This is a genomic window from Roseateles oligotrophus, assembly GCF_014204525.1.
Taxonomy (GTDB): Bacteria; Pseudomonadota; Gammaproteobacteria; order Burkholderiales; family Burkholderiaceae_C; genus Paucibacter_A; species Paucibacter_A oligotrophus_A.
Genome location: NZ_JACHLP010000004.1, coordinates 385,913 through 401,873 on the forward strand (window position 1 = coordinate 385,913; position 15,961 = coordinate 401,873).

19 protein-coding genes are annotated in these 15,961 nt (G+C 66.2%); 9 read left to right on the plus strand and 10 right to left on the minus strand.

Annotated features, from left to right (window positions below; genetic code table 11):
* The first annotated feature begins 26 nt into the window (after positions 1–26).
* Together HNP55_RS11875 and HNP55_RS11880 are read left to right on the plus strand one after the other, a co-directional pair.
* The gene (locus HNP55_RS11875) at positions 27–725 is read left to right on the plus strand and encodes a hypothetical protein (RefSeq protein ID WP_184299483.1); all 699 of its coding nucleotides are present in this window, start codon (positions 27–29) and stop codon (positions 723–725) included.
* Complete coding sequence (locus HNP55_RS11880) at positions 715–1,353, plus strand: phospholipase D family protein (protein WP_348648695.1); 639 nt, start codon at positions 715–717, stop codon at positions 1,351–1,353. The genes HNP55_RS11875 and HNP55_RS11880 overlap by 11 nt, the downstream gene beginning before the upstream one ends.
* Before the next feature lie 82 nt (positions 1,354–1,435).
* Here the strand turns inward: HNP55_RS11880 and HNP55_RS11885 are convergent, their stop codons facing one another.
* From HNP55_RS11885 to HNP55_RS11900, 4 genes are all read right to left on the minus strand, one after another.
* On the minus strand, positions 1,436–1,786 hold the full coding sequence (locus HNP55_RS11885) for a DUF6172 family protein (protein ID WP_184299485.1): 351 nt from the start codon (positions 1,784–1,786) through the stop codon (positions 1,436–1,438).
* 87 nt (positions 1,787–1,873) lie between these two features.
* Positions 1,874–2,539, minus strand: coding sequence for a PEP-CTERM sorting domain-containing protein (locus HNP55_RS11890; protein ID WP_184299487.1), 666 nt, complete (start codon positions 2,537–2,539; stop codon positions 1,874–1,876).
* Between the two features lie 113 nt (positions 2,540–2,652).
* Entirely contained in the window at positions 2,653–3,207 is a 555-nt protein-coding gene (locus tag HNP55_RS11895; RefSeq protein ID WP_184299489.1) for a GGDEF domain-containing protein, read from the minus strand.
* A 126-nt stretch (positions 3,208–3,333) separates the two neighbouring features.
* Positions 3,334–4,194, minus strand: coding sequence for a LysR substrate-binding domain-containing protein (locus tag HNP55_RS11900; protein ID WP_184299491.1), 861 nt, complete (start codon positions 4,192–4,194; stop codon positions 3,334–3,336).
* Positions 4,195–4,397: 203 nt separating this feature from the next.
* On the opposite strand from HNP55_RS11900, the gene HNP55_RS11905 reads away from it, so the two are divergent.
* From HNP55_RS11905 to HNP55_RS11935, 7 genes are all read left to right on the plus strand, one after another.
* Entirely contained in the window at positions 4,398–5,423 is a 1,026-nt protein-coding gene (locus tag HNP55_RS11905; RefSeq protein WP_409993741.1) for a putative 2-aminoethylphosphonate ABC transporter substrate-binding protein, read from the plus strand.
* An 8-nt stretch (positions 5,424–5,431) separates the two neighbouring features.
* Positions 5,432–6,574, plus strand: coding sequence for an ABC transporter ATP-binding protein (locus HNP55_RS11910; RefSeq protein WP_184299493.1), 1,143 nt, complete (start codon positions 5,432–5,434; stop codon positions 6,572–6,574).
* A gap of 8 nt (positions 6,575–6,582) precedes the next feature.
* Positions 6,583–8,283, plus strand: coding sequence for a putative 2-aminoethylphosphonate ABC transporter permease subunit (locus tag HNP55_RS11915; RefSeq protein ID WP_246448358.1), 1,701 nt, complete (start codon positions 6,583–6,585; stop codon positions 8,281–8,283).
* 30 nt (positions 8,284–8,313) lie between these two features.
* Entirely contained in the window at positions 8,314–9,432 is a 1,119-nt protein-coding gene (locus HNP55_RS11920) for a TIGR03364 family FAD-dependent oxidoreductase (RefSeq protein WP_409993740.1), read from the plus strand.
* Positions 9,433–9,452: 20 nt separating this feature from the next.
* The gene (phnX, locus tag HNP55_RS11925) at positions 9,453–10,262 is read left to right on the plus strand and encodes a phosphonoacetaldehyde hydrolase (protein WP_184299497.1); all 810 of its coding nucleotides are present in this window, start codon (positions 9,453–9,455) and stop codon (positions 10,260–10,262) included.
* A gap of 114 nt (positions 10,263–10,376) precedes the next feature.
* Complete coding sequence (locus tag HNP55_RS11930) at positions 10,377–10,781, plus strand: VOC family protein (RefSeq protein WP_184299499.1); 405 nt, start codon at positions 10,377–10,379, stop codon at positions 10,779–10,781.
* Complete coding sequence (locus HNP55_RS11935; RefSeq protein WP_184299501.1) at positions 10,778–11,308, plus strand: hypothetical protein; 531 nt, start codon at positions 10,778–10,780, stop codon at positions 11,306–11,308. Before HNP55_RS11930 ends, HNP55_RS11935 begins: the two co-directional genes overlap by 4 nt.
* A gap of 4 nt (positions 11,309–11,312) precedes the next feature.
* Here HNP55_RS11935 and HNP55_RS11940 read toward each other — a convergent pair whose 3' ends face one another.
* The 6 genes from HNP55_RS11940 to cyoC all read right to left on the minus strand — a co-directional run bounded on the left by HNP55_RS11940 (position 11,313) and on the right by cyoC (position 15,956).
* Positions 11,313–11,648: a hypothetical protein gene (locus HNP55_RS11940; RefSeq protein WP_221439552.1), complete on the minus strand. Its 336-nt coding sequence runs from the start codon at positions 11,646–11,648 to the stop codon at positions 11,313–11,315.
* A gap of 123 nt (positions 11,649–11,771) precedes the next feature.
* Positions 11,772–12,308: a response regulator transcription factor gene (locus HNP55_RS11945; protein WP_184299505.1), complete on the minus strand. Its 537-nt coding sequence runs from the start codon at positions 12,306–12,308 to the stop codon at positions 11,772–11,774.
* Positions 12,305–13,660, minus strand: coding sequence for an ATP-binding protein (locus tag HNP55_RS11950; protein WP_184299507.1), 1,356 nt, complete (start codon positions 13,658–13,660; stop codon positions 12,305–12,307). The genes HNP55_RS11945 and HNP55_RS11950 overlap by 4 nt, the downstream gene beginning before the upstream one ends.
* Positions 13,657–14,466 (minus strand): SURF1 family protein, encoded by an 810-nt coding sequence (locus HNP55_RS11955; protein WP_184299508.1) that lies wholly within the window; start codon positions 14,464–14,466, stop codon positions 13,657–13,659. The genes HNP55_RS11950 and HNP55_RS11955 overlap by 4 nt, the downstream gene beginning before the upstream one ends.
* A 465-nt stretch (positions 14,467–14,931) precedes the next feature.
* Positions 14,932–15,330 carry a cytochrome o ubiquinol oxidase subunit IV gene (gene cyoD / locus HNP55_RS11960; RefSeq protein WP_184299510.1) on the minus strand — a complete coding sequence of 133 codons (399 nt, stop codon included), beginning with the start codon at positions 15,328–15,330 and terminating at the stop codon, positions 14,932–14,934.
* The gene (gene cyoC / locus HNP55_RS11965; protein WP_184299512.1) at positions 15,327–15,956 is read right to left on the minus strand and encodes a cytochrome o ubiquinol oxidase subunit III; all 630 of its coding nucleotides are present in this window, start codon (positions 15,954–15,956) and stop codon (positions 15,327–15,329) included. Before cyoC ends, cyoD begins: the two co-directional genes overlap by 4 nt.
* Positions 15,957–15,961: the final 5 nt, after the last annotated feature.

A 15,961-nucleotide genomic window follows, 5' to 3' on the forward strand; every position in this document is an offset into this window, starting at 1 on the left:
ACACAGACGGCGAAGTCAATTCTGCGATGGAAAAAACTAGCCACACGGCCAAACAACTCGTTCTGCATGCCATGCGAAAAAGGGGTTATTGCCCAGCCTCGTCAGGCCTCATGAACCGGCATCTCCTCGCGTCCGCCGTCCTCCTGGCGTCCGCGCAGGCTTCGCTCGCCCAAGACTGCATCAGAATCAGCTGTGCTCAGGGCGACTCTTGCGAGGTCACACCTTCTCGGCTGACAGCGGCACTTCCGCAGGGCTTTGAGATTCGGTCGATCCGAGGCAATACCAAGATTGCCAACCGCGGCGACGCGGCGCTGCTGGACTGCCGCCCCGCTGGTCGCCTTCCCTTCACGGTGTCTGCGGACCAAGCCAGCATCTACGGCTCTTTGCGCGTGACTGGCAAGCTTCAAGCGTCCGGCATCGTCCGGTTCGAGCCCAACGACGGTGGCGAGTTGGAGTTCCGCCCAGCTAAAGAAGTGCTTCAAACAGCCGGGCAGTTCTTCAAGGCGAACTTCAGTCGCATCAAGTTGGACGAAGCCCAGGTGCCCGTGAAGATCACCCCACCTCAGAGCCTTGCCAAGGCTGATTGTTGGCAGGCAAATGCCAGCGCTGAACTGTCCGACTTCTCTGTTCTGATCGGAGACACATCGGCCGCCGGTACCTACGCCCGGCAAGCACGAATGACTCAAGTCAGCGGTTTCACAAAGTGCACCTGGGGTGGCAAATGAGACCAACGAGAGGCTTAGAAAACTCAGCGCAGGTTCCTGGCTAGGCGCGCCGTCGAAGACGGTGCGCGAGCCCCACATCCATCCTCGCAAGAAGGCTTCAAACGTGAGACTTATTCGATGGGCCGTACTGGCGGCCCTGCTCGGCGCTTCGTTTGCCCTTTCTGCTGAACCCAAGGTGCAGGTCGGGTTCTCGCCTGAGGGCTCGGCGAAAGAGTTGGTGCTTGAAACAATAGGCGGCGCGAAGCAGAGCATTCAGATGCTTGCCTATGCTTTCCAGGCGCCCGACATCATGCAAGCCCTGGTCGAGGCCCGGAAGCGCGGAGTGACTGTGCGCGTGGTAGTCGACAAAAAGCGCAACCAGGGCAAGGCCAGCAAAGCGGCGATGGACTTCGTCACACGCAACGGGGTGGAACTTCGGACCAATAGCCACTTTCATATCCATCACGACAAGACCATCATCGCGGACGGCGCCACGGTCCAAACGGGCTCGTTCAACTACGCGGAATCGGCCGAGACGGTCAATTCAGAGAATGTGCTGGTGATCCGCGATATGCCGGAGGTCTCGCGTCGCTACCTTGCGCACTGGCAGTCGCGCTGGGATCTGGGCAGCCCATATGCAGCGCGCTGATTTCATGCTCCGAATTGGACGGGGCGGCCGGACAGCTCCCGCCGCCCCGGTCCATCAATCAATCAATCAAGCCAGGAATTGATCAGTCTTCCAGCGCGTCATCCGCATCGTCGGCCGCGCTGCCATGGCGCGGGATGATGGTGGGGGCAGGGCGTGGCTTGCGCTGGGCGGGCTTGGCGAGCAGTTCGATGTAGAAGGCGGTGGCGCCGGTCTTGAGGACCTCGTCGATGGCGGGGTTGATCTCGGCTGGGTGGGTGATCTGGGCCTCGGCCGCGCTGGCGCCGATGCGGCAGTCAAAGTCCCAGATGTCAAAGCCCTTGGGCAGGGCCTTGCCTTGTTCGCGCTTGATGTATTTGCGGATCTCGAACTTGATGGCTTCGAGGAGGCGGTCGGGGTTTTTGCCTTCGACGCGCAGCTGATAAGTCTTTTTCAAGGCGAGCCTTCAATAGGAGAGAAAAATGCGGGGAAGAGGGATTGTCCCCGCTTTTCGGCTCGCTGCTGTGTATGGGCAGAACGGCCCTCAGCCGCGCCGGCGCAGGCGCGCCAGCAGGCCCAGGCCGCCCAGCAGCAGCAACCAGCTCTGCGGCTCGGGCACGGCGCTGACTTCGTAGCTCAGATTGTTCAGCCCCACGTTGTAGGCGGAGTTCCACCATTCGATCACCCAGCCCTTGTTCGAGGTCGCGGCAAAGCCGAAATGGGTGGACAAATTGCTGGGCTGCTGGCCTATGGTGACGGCGCCGTTGTACAGGTCCGGGCCGCCGACTTCGTACACATGCAGATTGCTGCCCCGGCTGGTGTTGGGCCAGGCGCCGAGGTCGAAACCGCCCAGGGTGATGCTGCTGCCGGGCAGGGCCAGCAGAGTGATGCGGGCATGGGATGAGGCGTCGCCGCCGCTGGCCCAGAGGGCGCTGGGCAGCTGGTTATAGCCGCCGTCCCACCACAGCAGGCTGGTGGGCGCGCTCTGGTTGACGTCGGTGTACTGCACATCGATGCCGGCGGCGTCGCCAACCGCCTGGTTGATGTGCGAGCCGTTGGTGCAGGCTTGCAGGGCGCCATAGCCGTCAATCTGCGCGGAGCAGCTATTGGCCGAGGGGAAGGTCAGCACCGTGGCGGCGCCGGCCTGGCTAGCCAGCGCGAGGCCAGCAGCAAGAAGAGTCAGGCGCTTGATGGGGAGGGATCGTGGCATTTGGGTACTCCATGGGTGGCGGCTAAGAGCTTGGCAGCCTAGCCCCAAGCTTTGCCGGAGGGCATCCCCAGAATTGAGTGCCAGGGGCCGGCCCTGGCCTGCAGCCAAGCCGCTCAAATGCTGGGCCAGAAGCCTGGTTGAACGTCCAGGCGGGCGTACCAGTCCGAGGGCAGGGTGCCGGCCCAGCTGTGGTTGTGGTGGGGCAGCAGGCGCTTTTTGGCGAAGGTCATGCGGGTGTCGGCCAGGGCCAGCAGGGCACGGGCCGTCCAGTTCCTGCCCTCGGGGCTGGCGGCAACGCCCAGCGAGATGGTCAGGGGCGCGAAGTCGGCCTGCACGGCCAGGCGCAGGGCCTCGGCTTGTTCCAGCGCGGCGGCAAGATCGCGCCCCGGCAGCAGCACCACAAAGGCGTCCGCGCCCAGATGGGCCAGGGTGGCGCCAGCGGGCAGCTGGGCCTGCAATTGGGTGGCCAGCTTGAGCAAGGTGGCCTCGGCCTGGGGCAGGCCTTGGGTGTCTTGATAGTCCTTGAAGTGATCCACATCCAGGGCCAGCACGGCCAGGGGCTGGGCCCGCTGGATGGCTTCGGCCGCGGCCTGCTCCAGCAGGCTCAGCATGGCGCTGCGATCCAGCAGCCCGGTCAGTTCAATCTTCTCGGCAACAAGCTTGGGCATCAAGGTCTCCTTTGAGGGCTAGCGTGCACGTAGTATGCAGCTTAGCCCAGCTCAAAACCGGCCCGCTGGCGGCCGTTTTCTACGGCTTTTCCCGGGCCTTTGAGGTGGCGCAAGCCCGGCCCGGATTCATTTCACCTGGCATTCGGCCAAAAAGGATTCGATCAGCCGGGCCCGCCGCCTGTCCTTCAGGCAGTACAGATACTCGGGCACCAGCGGCGTGGGCTCGACAAAGGGCAGGGCGCGCAGCTCCGGGTGTTCGCTGACCTCGTTGCGGGCGAAGACGCAGACGCCCATCTGGCGTATCACCGCCTCGCGCAAGGCCTCGCGGCTGGCGATCTCCATGCTGGCGCGGGGCTGGACGCCGGCGGCGGCCAGCATGTCCTCGGTCAGCTGGCGGGTCTTGGAGCCGCGCTCGCGGCTCAGCAGCATGGCTTCGGCCAGGGCCGCCAGGGGCACGGCCGCCTGCTGGGCCAGGGGGTGGTTGCGGTGCAGCACCAGCACCAGGGGGTCGGAGCCCAGTTCGATGCGATGCAGGCGGGGGTCGGTCTCCAGATGCGAGGAGGTGGCCAGGTCGACCCGGTATTCCTGCAAGGCATCGATCATCTGGCGCGAGTTGCCCGCGCCGATGCTGATGTCCACCAGCGGGAAGCGCTGGCGATAGCGCTGCACGATGTCCAGGATGTAGTAGGGCGCCGTCGCCCCCAGGCGCAGGCTGCCCTGCTGCGGCTCGCCCGCATTGCGCAGGGCGAACTCCACATTGATCTCCTGCTGCAGCAACTGGTCCACCAGGGGCAGCAGGCGCACGCCCGCATCGCTGATATTGAGCCGGCCGCTGCTGCGGTGGAACAGCTCCACCCCGTAGAGCTCCTCCAGCGCGCGGATCTGGGTGGTGACGGTGGGTTGGCTCAGGCCTAGCTGTTTGGCCGCCAGGGTCACGCTGCCCAGGCGCGCCACCACGAAAAAGGATTTGAGCTGGGTTACCAGCATGGTGTGGCTCCGGCTGCGAGACCGAAAGATCCCAATACCTGTTTTGTCAAATTTGCGTCATTTGACGCGGTCGTTTCATCCCTCATCCCTAGAGTTTCGCCTATTCCAGGTACTTCCAGGTACTCCCACGAATGGCCTCGCCGCCATTCTCCAAGCCCCGAAAACCCATCTCCAACGGAGTGAAGACGATGACGATGAAACTCTTGCAATCCCTGCGCCTGGTCGGCTTGTCGACCCTGCTGCCGCTGCTGGCCGGCGCCGCCCTGGCCCAGGGCAAGACCGAGCTGCTGGTCTACTCGGCCCTGGAGGCCGATCAGATCAAGGCCTACAAGGCCGCCTTCGAGCATGACAACCCCGCCATCGAGCTGAAGTTCGTGCGCGACAGCACCGGCATCATCACCGCCCGCCTGCTGGCCGAGAAGGCCAATCCCCAGGCCGATGCCGTCTGGGGCCTGGCCGCCACCTCGCTGATGCTGCTGGACAAGGAAGGCATGTTGCAGCCCTACGCACCCAAGGGCCTGGAGCAGGTGCGCGCCAATATGCGCGACTCGCGCGCCCAGCCCACCTGGGTGGGCATGGACCTGTGGTCCGCCGCCGTCTGCTTCAACACGGTGGAGGCCGAGAAGCGCAAGCTGCCCATGCCCAGCTCCTGGCAAGACCTGACCCTGCCGGCCTACAAGGGCGCCATCACCATGCCCCACCCCGCGTCCAGTGGCACCGGCTATCTGATGGTTTCGGCCTGGCTGCAAGGCATGGGCGAGGCCAAGGGCTGGGCCTTTATGGACGCCCTGCACCAGAATATGGGCGTCTACACCCACAGCGGCTCCAAGCCCTGCCGCCAGGCCGGCGCGGGCGAGTTCCCGGTGGGCCTGAGCTTTGACTACCGTGCCAACAAGACCAAGAAGGATGGTGCGCCCATCGCCATCGTCTTCCCCAAGGAAGGCCTGGGCTGGGATGTGGAGGCGACCGCCATCTTCAAGACCAGCAAGAAGCAGGATGCCGCCCGCGCCCTGGCCGACTGGGCCGTGACGCGCAAGGCCAATGAACTCTACGCCGGCAACTTCGCCGTGCTGGCCCTGCCGCAGGTGCAGGAGCGCCTGGAATTCGTGCCCGCCGACATCGAAAAACTGCTGGTGAAGAACGACTTCGCCTGGGCCGCCGCCAACCGCGAACGCATCCTGACCGAATGGGCGCGTCGTTACGAAGGCAAGGCCGAGCCCAAGAAGTGAGTGAGATCATGCTGTCGGTCAAACACATCAGCAAGCGCTATGGCGCACAGCCCGTGCTGCGCGGCATCGAACTGGCGGTGGCAGCGGGCGAGTTCATCAGCCTGCTGGGCCCCTCGGGCTGCGGCAAGACCACGCTCTTGCGCATACTCTGCGGCATCGAGACGCCGGACACCGGCAGCATCCTTCTGCAGGGCCAGGACATCACCCGCCAGCCGGCCTCGCAGCGCCGTTTTGGCGTGGTGTTCCAGAGTTATGCCCTGTTCCCCAATCTGACGGTGGCTCAGAACGTGAGCTATGGCCTGCAGGACCTGGGCCGGCGTGAGCGGGCGGCGCGTGCGCTGGAGATGTTGGCGCTGGTCGGCCTGGCCGAGCAGGCGCACAAATACCCGGCCCAGCTGTCCGGCGGCCAGCAGCAGCGCGTGGCGCTGGCGCGGGCCCTGGCGCCGCGGCCGCGCCTGCTGCTGCTGGACGAGCCCCTGTCCGCCCTGGATGCCCAGGTGCGGGCGGGCCTGCGCAGCGAGATCCGCCGCCTGCAAAAGCAGCTGGGCATCACCACGCTGATGGTCACGCATGACCAGGACGAGGCCTTGTCCATGTCGGACCGGGTCGTGCTGATGCACCAGGGCCAGGTGGAGCAGCAGGGCAGCCCGCAAGCGCTGTACGCCCGGCCCGCCAGCCCTTTTGCGGCCGGTTTTGTCGGCAAGATGAATCTGCTGCCCGCCCTGGTGGTGGCCGGCGGGCGGGCGCGGGTGGGCGCGCAGGAGCTGGCCTGCGACACGCATGGCTTCAAGACCGGCAGCCCGGTGCTGCTGGGCCTGCGGCCGGAGGCCATTGCCTTGCGGCCGCTGCCCTCCACCTTCCCGGCCCAGGCGCAGCCCAATTGCTTGCCGGCCGAGGTGCTGGACACGGTGTTCCTGGGGCCTTGCACCCTGGTCCGCCTGCGCTGCGAAGCCCTCGGCGCCGAGCATGTGCTGGAGGCGGAACTGCCCACGGCGCGCGACGCCCAGCTGCCGGCCTGGCTGCAGGGCGGGGCAGGGCGGCCGGCCCAGGTCTTGCTGGAGATTCCGCGCGAGGCCTTGCACGCGCTGGCCCAGCCCTTGTCCATGCGGGCAGAACCGGCCACCGTGTTCAGCCAGGCGGTCCCGGCATGAGCGCCGTGATGCCTGCCCTTGTTGTTGCGCGCCCGGCCTTGCCCGCCAGGCGCCCGCCCGCCGAGCGGGCTTTGCTGGGCCTGCTGCTGGGCCTGGCCCTGCTGGCCTTGCTGATCGGCATCGCCCTGCCGGTGGCGGCCTTGCTGGGCATGGGTTTTCTGGACGCCGAGGGGCATTTCTCCGGCCTGGCCAATCACTGGGCTTATCTGGCCAGCCCCAATATGGGCCGTTCGCTGTTCAACAGCCTGTGGCTGTCCCTGCTCAGCGCGGCGATCTGCGTCGGCCTGGCCTATGGCTATGCCTTTGCCCTGACCCAAACCTGCATGCCGGGGCGGCGCTTTTTCCGCGCCGTGGCCCTGGTGCCGGTGCTGGCGCCCTCGCTGCTGATGGCCATCAGCCTGATCTATCTCTTTGGCAACCAGGGCTTGTTGAAGAGCTGGCTGCCGGGTCTGGCGGTCTATGGGCCCTTCGGCATCGTCACCGGCTCGGTGCTCTGGACCTTTCCCCATGCCTTGCTGATTCTGCTGACCGCCCTGGGCACCAGCGATGGCCGCTTGTACGAGGCGGCCGCCAGCCTGGGCGCCAGCCGCTGGCGGGTGTTCCGCAGCGTGAGCCTGCCGGCCAGCCGCTACGGTCTGGTGATTTCCTTTGTGCTGGTCTTTGTGCTGGTGATCACCGATTTTGGCGTGCCCAAGGTGATAGGCGGCAATACGCAGGTGCTGGCCACCGATATCTACAAGCAGGTGATAGGTCAACAAAAGCTGCCGATGGGCGCCGTCGTGGCCCTGCTTCTGCTGCTGCCGGCCTTGCTGGCCTTCTGGCTGGAGCAGCGCCTGCGGGCCGCCCAGAGCGCCAGCCTGAGCCTGCGTGCCGTGCCCTACCAGCCCCAGCCCTACCCGCTGCTGGACCGCGCCATGCTGCTCTACTGCGGCCTGATCGCGACTCTGCTGCTGGCGGTGCTGGGCGTGGCGGTATTCGCCTCGCTGGCCAGCTTCTGGCCCTACAAGCTGGCGCCGTCCCTGAATAACTACCAGTTCGATCTGATGGACGGCGGGGGTTGGGCCAGTTATTACAACTCGCTCAAGCTGGCCCTGGGCACGGCGCTGCTGGGCACCGGCCTGAGTTTTCTGACGGCTTATCTGGTCGAGAAGCCGCGTCAGATGGCGGCCGCCCGCAGCGTGCTCAATGCCCTGGCCAGCCTGCCCATGGCCGTGCCGGGCCTGGCCCTGGGCCTGGGCTACATCCTGTTCTTCAACGCGGCCTGGAACCCCTTGCACTTTCTCTACGGCTCGCTGGGCTTGTTGATGATCTGCACGGTGGCGCATTTCTTCTCGGTGGCCCATATCACCCAGCTGAGCGCCTTGCGCCAGCTGGACCGCGAGTACGAGCTGGTGGCCGAATCTCTGGGCCTGCCTTTTTGGAAGACCTTGCTGCGGGTGCATCTGCCGGTCAGCCTGCCGACGTTGGTGCAGGTGGCGGGTTATTTCTTCGTCAATGCGCTGACGACCGTTTCGGCCGTGGTCTTTCTGTATTCACCCGAGACCAGCCTGGCCTCGGTGGCCGTGCTGGCCATGGACGACGCCGGCGATATCGGCCCCGCGGCCGCCATGGCGGTGTTGATCTTCGGTACCGCCGCCGGCGGGCGTTTGGTCCTGGCCCTGCTGGAGCGCTTGCTGATCAAGCAGACCCAGCGCTGGCGGGCCCGCTGAATTTTGTAGGACGAGAGTGGAAGCCAAGAGATGACGATGAAATGCGATGTATTGGTGGTGGGCGCGGGCATTGTGGGCCTGGCCCATGCCCTGGTGGCGGCCCGCCAAGGCTTGAAGGTGCTGGTGCTGGAGCGGGACGCGGCCTGCATAGGCGCTTCCATCCGCAACTTCGGCTTTGTCACGGTGACGGGCCAGAAAGCCGGCGCCAGCTGGGCGCGGGCCAGGCGCTCGCGCGAGGTCTGGGCCGACGTGGCGCCGCAGGCCGGCATCGAGGTCCTGCACCAAGGCCTGTGCCTGGCGGCGCGGCGCGAGGAGGCGCTGGCCGTGGTGGACGCCTTTGCCCGCAGCGAGATGGGCCAGGGCTGCGAGCTGCTGAGCGCCGAGGTGGCAGCGACCCGTTTCCCCAGCCTGCGCCTGGAGGCGCAGCGTGCCCTGCTTTACAGCCCGCATGAGCTGCGGGTGGAGTCGCGCAGCGCCATCCCGCGCCTGGCCACCTGGCTGGCGCTGCGGTACGGGGTGGAGTTCCGCTTTGGCGAGAGCGTGCTGGCGGTGCAGGCCCCGCATGTGCAGAGCTCGCGCGCCAGCTACCAGGCCGAGCGGGTGGTGGTCTGCGGCGGGGCCGAGCTGAACGGCTTGTTTGCCGAGCGCTGGCTGCCGCACAAGCTGCGCCTGTGCCAGCTGCAGATGCTGCGGGTGCGGCCGCAGGCCGGCTTCAAGCTGCCGGCTTCGGTGATGGGCGAGCTGAGCCTGGTGCGCTACGAGGGCTACTCGGAGCTGCCCGAGGCGCAAGCCCTGCGCGAGCGCCTGCAGGCGGAGGAGGGCGAGAGCCTCGCCCATGGCATCCATCTGATCGTGGTGCAGAGCGCCGATGGCTCCCTGGTGGTGGGCGATTCGCACCACTACGGCCCGGTGCTGCCGCCCTTTGCTTCCGAGGCGGTGGACGAGCTGATCCTGCGCCATCTGCACGAGGCCTTGCCGCTGCGCGAGGCGCGGGTGGAAGAGCGCTGGGTCGGTACCTACCCCTCCTCGGCCAGCGAGCCCTGCCTGGTGGAGGCCCCCGATGCCCAGACCCGCGCCGTGACCGTCAGCAGCGGCACGGGCGCCAGCACCGCCTTCGGCCTGGCCGAGGAAGTGTTCGCCGCCTGGTAATTTTTTGGATCAAGAGAAGCATGAGCAAACAACTACAAGCGGTCGTGTTCGACTGGGCCGGCACCGTGCTGGACTTTGGCAGCCAGGCCCCCATGGGCGCCTTCGTCCAACTCTTTGCGCGTTATGGCGTGGCGATCAGCATCGAGGAGGCACGCGTGCCCATGGGCCTGGCCAAATGGGATCACATCCATGCCCTGGGCACGGACGCCCGCATCGCCGCCGAATGGGCGCGGGTACACGGCCGGGTCTTCAGCGATGCCGATTGCGACGAGCTCTACGAGGTCTTCACCCCCATGAACCGGGAGAGCGTACGGCAGCATGCGACGCTGATCCCCGGCGCCCTGGAGGTGGTGCAGGCCTTGCGCGCGCGTGGCCTCAAGATCGGCTCCACCACCGGCTATAACCGGCCCATCATGGAGGTGCTCGCGCCCCTGGCCGCGGCCCAGGGCTATGTGCCCGACAACCTGGTGTGCGCCGGCGATATGGCCAGCGCAAGACCTGGCCCGCTGATGATGGTCAAGACCTTGGGCGATCTGGGCGTGTGGCCGCCCAGCAGCGTGGTCAAGGTGGACGACACCGTGCCCGGCCTGCAGGAAGGCCGCGCCATCGGCTGCTGGGTGGTGGGCCTGGCGGTGACGGGCAATATGCTGGGCCTGTCCGAGGCCCAGTGGCAGGCCCTGCCCGCGGCCGAGCAGCAGCGCCTGCGCGAGCAGGCCGGGGCCGAGCTGCTGGCCGGCGGAGCGCATTTCGTTGTGGACGGCGTGGCCCAGTTGCCCGGCGCGCTGGCGCAGATCGAGGCCTTGATGGCGGCGGGCTGCCTGCCGGGCTAAGGCTTGTCAAGGCTTGCTGACGCCGCTCAGGCTGGAGGCCAGATGTTGTTTGAAGCCCGGTAGGTACTGGCGCCAGCTCGGGCAGAATGAGCCATCGCAATGATTCAGCAGACCATGAGCCCAGCCCTCAAACCCGGCGCCGTCATTTTTGCCAAAGACCTGGCCTGCATGGCGCGTTTCTACCAAGAGCTGCTGGGCCTGCAGGAGCTGGAGCGCGCACCTGGCCATGTGCTGTTGGAGTCCGAGCATTTGCAGCTGGTGATCCACGCCATTCCCAAACCTTATGCCGAGGCCATTCACATCGGCGTGCCGCCGACCCTGCGGGAAGAGCAGGCCATCAAGCTCTTCTTCAGCGTCGCCAGCCTCGCCACCGCGCGCCGGCTTGCGGCCGCGCTGGGTGGGGGCTTGAAGCCGGCCAGCAAGGAGTGGCAGATCGAAGGCAGCCTGCGCGCCTTCCGCGCCTGCGATGGCCATGACCCCGAGGGCAATGTGCTGCAGTGCCGGGAGCCCTTGGTTTGAGTTCCGGCCAAGCAGCGGCCGGGATTTTGCTGAGCGGGATTGCCGGCCTGCTGCAGGGCCAACTGACCCCGAGCAAGCCGCTGCTTGGGCAAGTCGCTGAATTGCTGCGAACTGCGGCGCCTCAGCTTGCGCTGGAGGCTTCTCGATACCCTGCGGCCCAAGCCGGCCAGGAGTTGCTGTACGAGCTGGCCGTAGACCCGGCCGGCGGGCCCTCGCTCTATCTGGTCTCGGACGGGGCCGGCACCAGCAGCCCGCCACACACCCATCAGACCTGGGCCGTGCTGCTGGGCCTGCGTGGCGTGGAGCTGAACCAGCTCTTTCGCCTGAGAGGTGATTCAGACGGGCGCTTGCACAAGGTCGGTGCAGAGGAGGCTGTGGGGCCAGGGGCCTGCCTGCTGATGCAGGCCGAGGACATCCATGCGACGCGGGTGCGGGGCGAGTCCTGCTACCACCTGCATCTTTACGGCCGGGCCTTGAGCCATTTGCCGCCGTTTGCCACGCGCTGCTTTGCCAGCAAATATGAGTGACTCATCATGGGCCGCTGCGGGAGGCGAGAACGAGGGCGCCAACAGCGAGGAAGACGAGCCAGGACAAATGCTTGCCGCGGGTGAAGTAGAGGGGGAAGGCGGCTGACGCCAGGGCGGCAAACCCGATGACCGTCAGGACTTGCTCCTTGCCGATGTTGCCCTGCCCGGCGGAGAGGATCAGCAAGGCCAAGGCGCCCCAGGCGACGGTCGTCAAATGCCATACAAAGCGCAAGGTGCCGATGGTGAAGGCCCTGCTTCCAAGCAGCTTGGGCAGATTGTCCCGCTTGAACAACCTGATGAGGAGGTAGCGCTCGCCCAGATAGGAATGCGCGATGCCCATGAGCAAGAGAAGAATGCTTGCGATCGCCAACATTTGCAGTGCCTGACTTTGTTGCCGCTGATTCGTGGGCGATTATTGCCCGCCATCCTTGCGCGTCTGCCACCCGCGCGACAGCCAGCCCGCCTACTTGACCCGCTGCTTCTCCAGCTTGCGCGCCAGCGTGCGGCGGTGCAGGCCCAGGCGGCGGGCGGCTTCGGAGATATTGAAGCCGGTGGCGGCCAGGGTTTCGTGGATGTGTTCCCACTCCACGGTCTTGATCGAGGTGGTGCGCTCGGTCAGCTCGACCTCGGCGTCACCCTGGGCGCGCGCGAAGGCGGCCTCGATGTCGTCGGTATTGGCGGGCTTGGCCAGGTAGTGGCGGGCGCCCAGCTTGATGGCCTCCACCGCGGTGGCGATGCTGGCATAACCGGTTAGCACGACGATCAGCATCTGCGCGTCAAAAGCATGCAGCTGCTCGACGCAGGCCAGGCCCGAGCTGCCGCTGGCCAGCTTCAGGTCCACCACGGCGTAGCCGGGGCGGTGCTCGCGCAGCAGGGCCTGCATGCGTTCCAGATCGGCGGCGCGCAGCACGCGGTAGCCGCGCCGCTCGAAGGAGCGGGTGAGGGTGCGGGCAAAGGCGTCGTCGTCTTCGACGACCAGCAAAAGGCGTTCGTCATTCATGGCTTGGTTTTCCAGCTGAGTGCCGCCAGCGGCAGGCTGATCTTGACCTCGGCCCCGCCCTCCGGCCGCGTGCCGGGCTCGATATGGCCGCCCAGGGTGCGCGCCACATTGAGCGAGAGAAAGAGGCCCAGGCCGCTGCCGGGCCGGCCCTTGCTGGAGTGATAGGGCTTGCCGAAATTGGCCAGCATCTCGGGGCTGAAGCCGGGGCCGCTGTCCTGCACCCGCAGGATCAGGCGCTCGTCTTCGCAGCTTGCATGCAGGGTGATGGCGCTCTCGGGCGCGGCCTCGGCGGCGTTGTCCAGCACATTGTCCAGCATCTGGCGCAGGGCCGTGTCCGCGACCATGGGCAGATCGGGCAAATCGTCTTGCGGCCTGTAGTCGAGGACCTGGCCGCTGCGGCTGGCCCGCCAATGCCTCACCTGCTCGTGCAGGAAGCGGTGCAGGGAGACCTGCGTCAGACCCTCGGCGCGCGACTCGCCGGCCGACATCAGGATGCCGCTGACGATGGTTTTGCAGCGCTGCAGCTGGAACTGCATCTCCTCGATTTCCTCGCGCAGCTCGGGGTCGGCGGCAAAGGGCGCCATGCGCGACCAGTCGCCCAGGATGACCGAGAGCGTGGCCAGCGGCGTGCCCAGCTCATGGGCGGCGCCCGAGGCCAGCAGGCCCATGCGGACGATGTGTTCTTCCTCGGCGGCGCGCTGGCGCAGCGCGGCCAGGCGGTGGTCGCGCTGGCGCAGATTGGCCGAGATGCGGTGGATGAAGATCACCAGCAAGGCCGCGTTGAGGGTGAAGCAGATCAGCAGCCCGCCGATGTAGTGGACCGAGAGGTGGCTGCCGTCCATGGCAGGCAGATTGAGCGGACGCTGCCACACCGTCAGGGCGATGAAGCACAAGCTGGTCAGGGTCACCATGGCCCAGATGAAGCCGGGCCGCAAGAGCACGGCGCCCACCGCGATCTGCAGCAGGTAGAGAAAGATGAAGGGGTTGGCGGCGCCGCCGCTGAAGAAGAGCTGGGCCGTCAGCACGGCCACATCGACGAGCAGGCCGGCGAAGAGCTCGCCATTGCCGATCTCGCCGCGGGTCTGGCGCAGGCGCAGCTGGCAGGCGGCATTGAACAAGGCCAGGCCGGCCAGCAGGGCCAGCATCTCTCGCATGGGCAGCTGCACGTCCAGTACCAGCTCGGTCGTCAAGATGGTGGCGAATTGGCCGGCCACGGCCAGCCAGCGCAGCTGGATCAGCTGCTGCAGATTGCGCCGCCCGGCCAGGTTTTCGGGTGTGTAGCCGCGCTCGGCGGGCTTGTCGTGGGGGCCGTCCTCCGGCAGGGGCAGGGGGCCGTGGGTCAATTCGCTCATGGAGCGGGATTGTCGCCGCCTGGCTGGGAACTCAGGAATTGCCGCCGCAAGCGCAGCTCGGTCCACAGCAGATAGGCGCCGGCCGCCAGCACCATCAAGGCGAGGGTGAACCAGGTCAGGGCATAGCCCAGATGCTTGTTGTTGAACGTCAGCACGGTCAGGCCGGCGCGCGGCCAGGGGGGCGAGTCGGGCTGCTGGATGGCGTCGATGAAGAAGGGCGCCACCGGCTGCTGCAAGCCCTGGGCCTGGGCGATGGCGATCACATCGCGCGAGTACCAGCGTTGGGCGGCGGGTTCGTTCTTTTGCAGCAGGCTGCCGCCGGGCTCGCTGATGCGCAGGAGGCCGGTGACGAGCTGATCAGGCGGGCCCAGCGCCGCTTCGCCGCGTGATTCGGCTGTTAGCTGGCCGCTGCCTACATAGCCGCGGTTGACCAGCAGCGTGCCGCCATCGGCCAGGCGCAGTGGTGTCATCACCCAGTAGCCGGTGCCCAGCGCGGTGCTGGCGCGCACCAGGGTTTGTTTCTCGTGGATGAACTGGCCGCGCAGCTGCACCCGGCGGTATTCGTCTTGTTCTTTGCTGATGCCGGCCCAGGCGCTGCGGGCGGGCAGGGGGGTGGGAGCGGCTTGCTGGCTTTGGGCGATGTGGGCGATCAAGGCCTCTTTCCAGGTCAGGCGTTGCAGCTGCCACAGGCCCAGGGCACACAGACCGGCGCTCAAGAGCGCGGCCAGCAGGAGCAGGGTGGCCACCAGCGCGGTGGACCGTGGCCCTTGGTGCTTAGGCTCGGTGGTGTCTGGGTTGGGCTTCATGCTCCATGGACCTTTTAAAGCACTTGATTGAACTTGATGCGGTGAGATTCAAGCAAATTTGCGAGCCAGCCAGCCGCGCCGGCGCTTAGCACCGTTACCTAATGCTTTGTTCGACGGCCCAGCCGGGAGTTCGCCCCGGCGGGCGACCTACTTTTTTGCTTCGCCAAAAAAGTAGGCAAAAAAGGCGACCCGAATGCCTGGCCCCTGCGGGGTCCGCTGCGGCACTTGGCTTTGACGGGCCGCGCCCAACTCTCTGCGCTACGCTCCGTTCAGACAAGGGGCGCGAGTCAGTTCACGATGGCGCTTCGCGCCGCCCGCCAAAGCCAAGCGCCGCAGCCCAGGCAAAACGGGACATGCGAAAACCACTCGGCTCGCTGCGCGTCGCCTCGAGAGCGCCGCAGGCGCCGGGGTGAACTCACCGCTGGGCCTGGGCATAGGGTGAACTTGCGAATAAGCACCTCGCCTTCAAGGCGCCGTACGCACTTCCGTCATGTCGTGGCTGGGCATCATATTGGTGTTCAGGTGATACATCACCCAGATCGAACCGGCCAGCAGGATCACCACCATGACCACGGTGAAGATCAGGGCCAGCATGGACCAGCCGCCTTCCACCTTGGTGTTCATGTGCAGGAAGTACACCATGTGCACGACGATCTGCACGGCCGCAAAGCCCAGGATCACCAGGGCCGTGCTGCTCGACGAAGGCAGCACCTTGTCCATCACCAGCCAGAAGGGGATGGCCGTCAGCACCAGCGATAGCAGAAAGCCGATCACATAACCGCGCACGGTGGCGTGGTAGGCGTTGTCGTCATGCTCACCATGGCCGTCGTGGCCATGGTCCAGGTCTTGCGCGTGCCCGCTCATGGCAGCACTCCCATCAGATAAACAAAGGTGAAGACACCGATCCAGACCACGTCCAGGAAGTGCCAGAACATCGACAAGCACATCAGGCGGCGCTTGTTCTCGGGCGTCAGGCCCAGCTTTTTGACCTGCACCATCAGCACCACCAGCCAGATGATGCCGAAAGTAACGTGCAGACCGTGCGTGCCGACGAGAGCGAAGAAGGCCGATAGGAAGGCGCTGCGCTGCGGGCCCGCGCCCTCGTGGATCAGGTGATGGAACTCATACAGCTCCAGGCCCAGAAAGACCAGGCCGAACAGGCCGGTGATGGCCAGCCAGCTCAGCACGCCCTTCAGGCGGCCATGCTGCATGGCGATCATGGCCATGCCATAGGTGATGGAGGACAGCAGCAGCGCCGCCGTGCCCGCCGCCACCAGGGGCAGGCTGAACAGATCGGCGCCCGAGGGGCCGGCCGCATAGCTGCGGCCCAGCACCGCGTAGACGGCGAACAGCACGGCGAAGATGAGGCAGTCGCTCATCAGATAGAGCCAGAAGCCCAGCAGCGTGCCCTGCTGCGGGTGGTGCTTGCCCTCGGTGTCGAAAAAGCGCGGCGGGCTGCCGGCGCCAAGAGTGCTAGAGGAAGTGTTCATCGTTG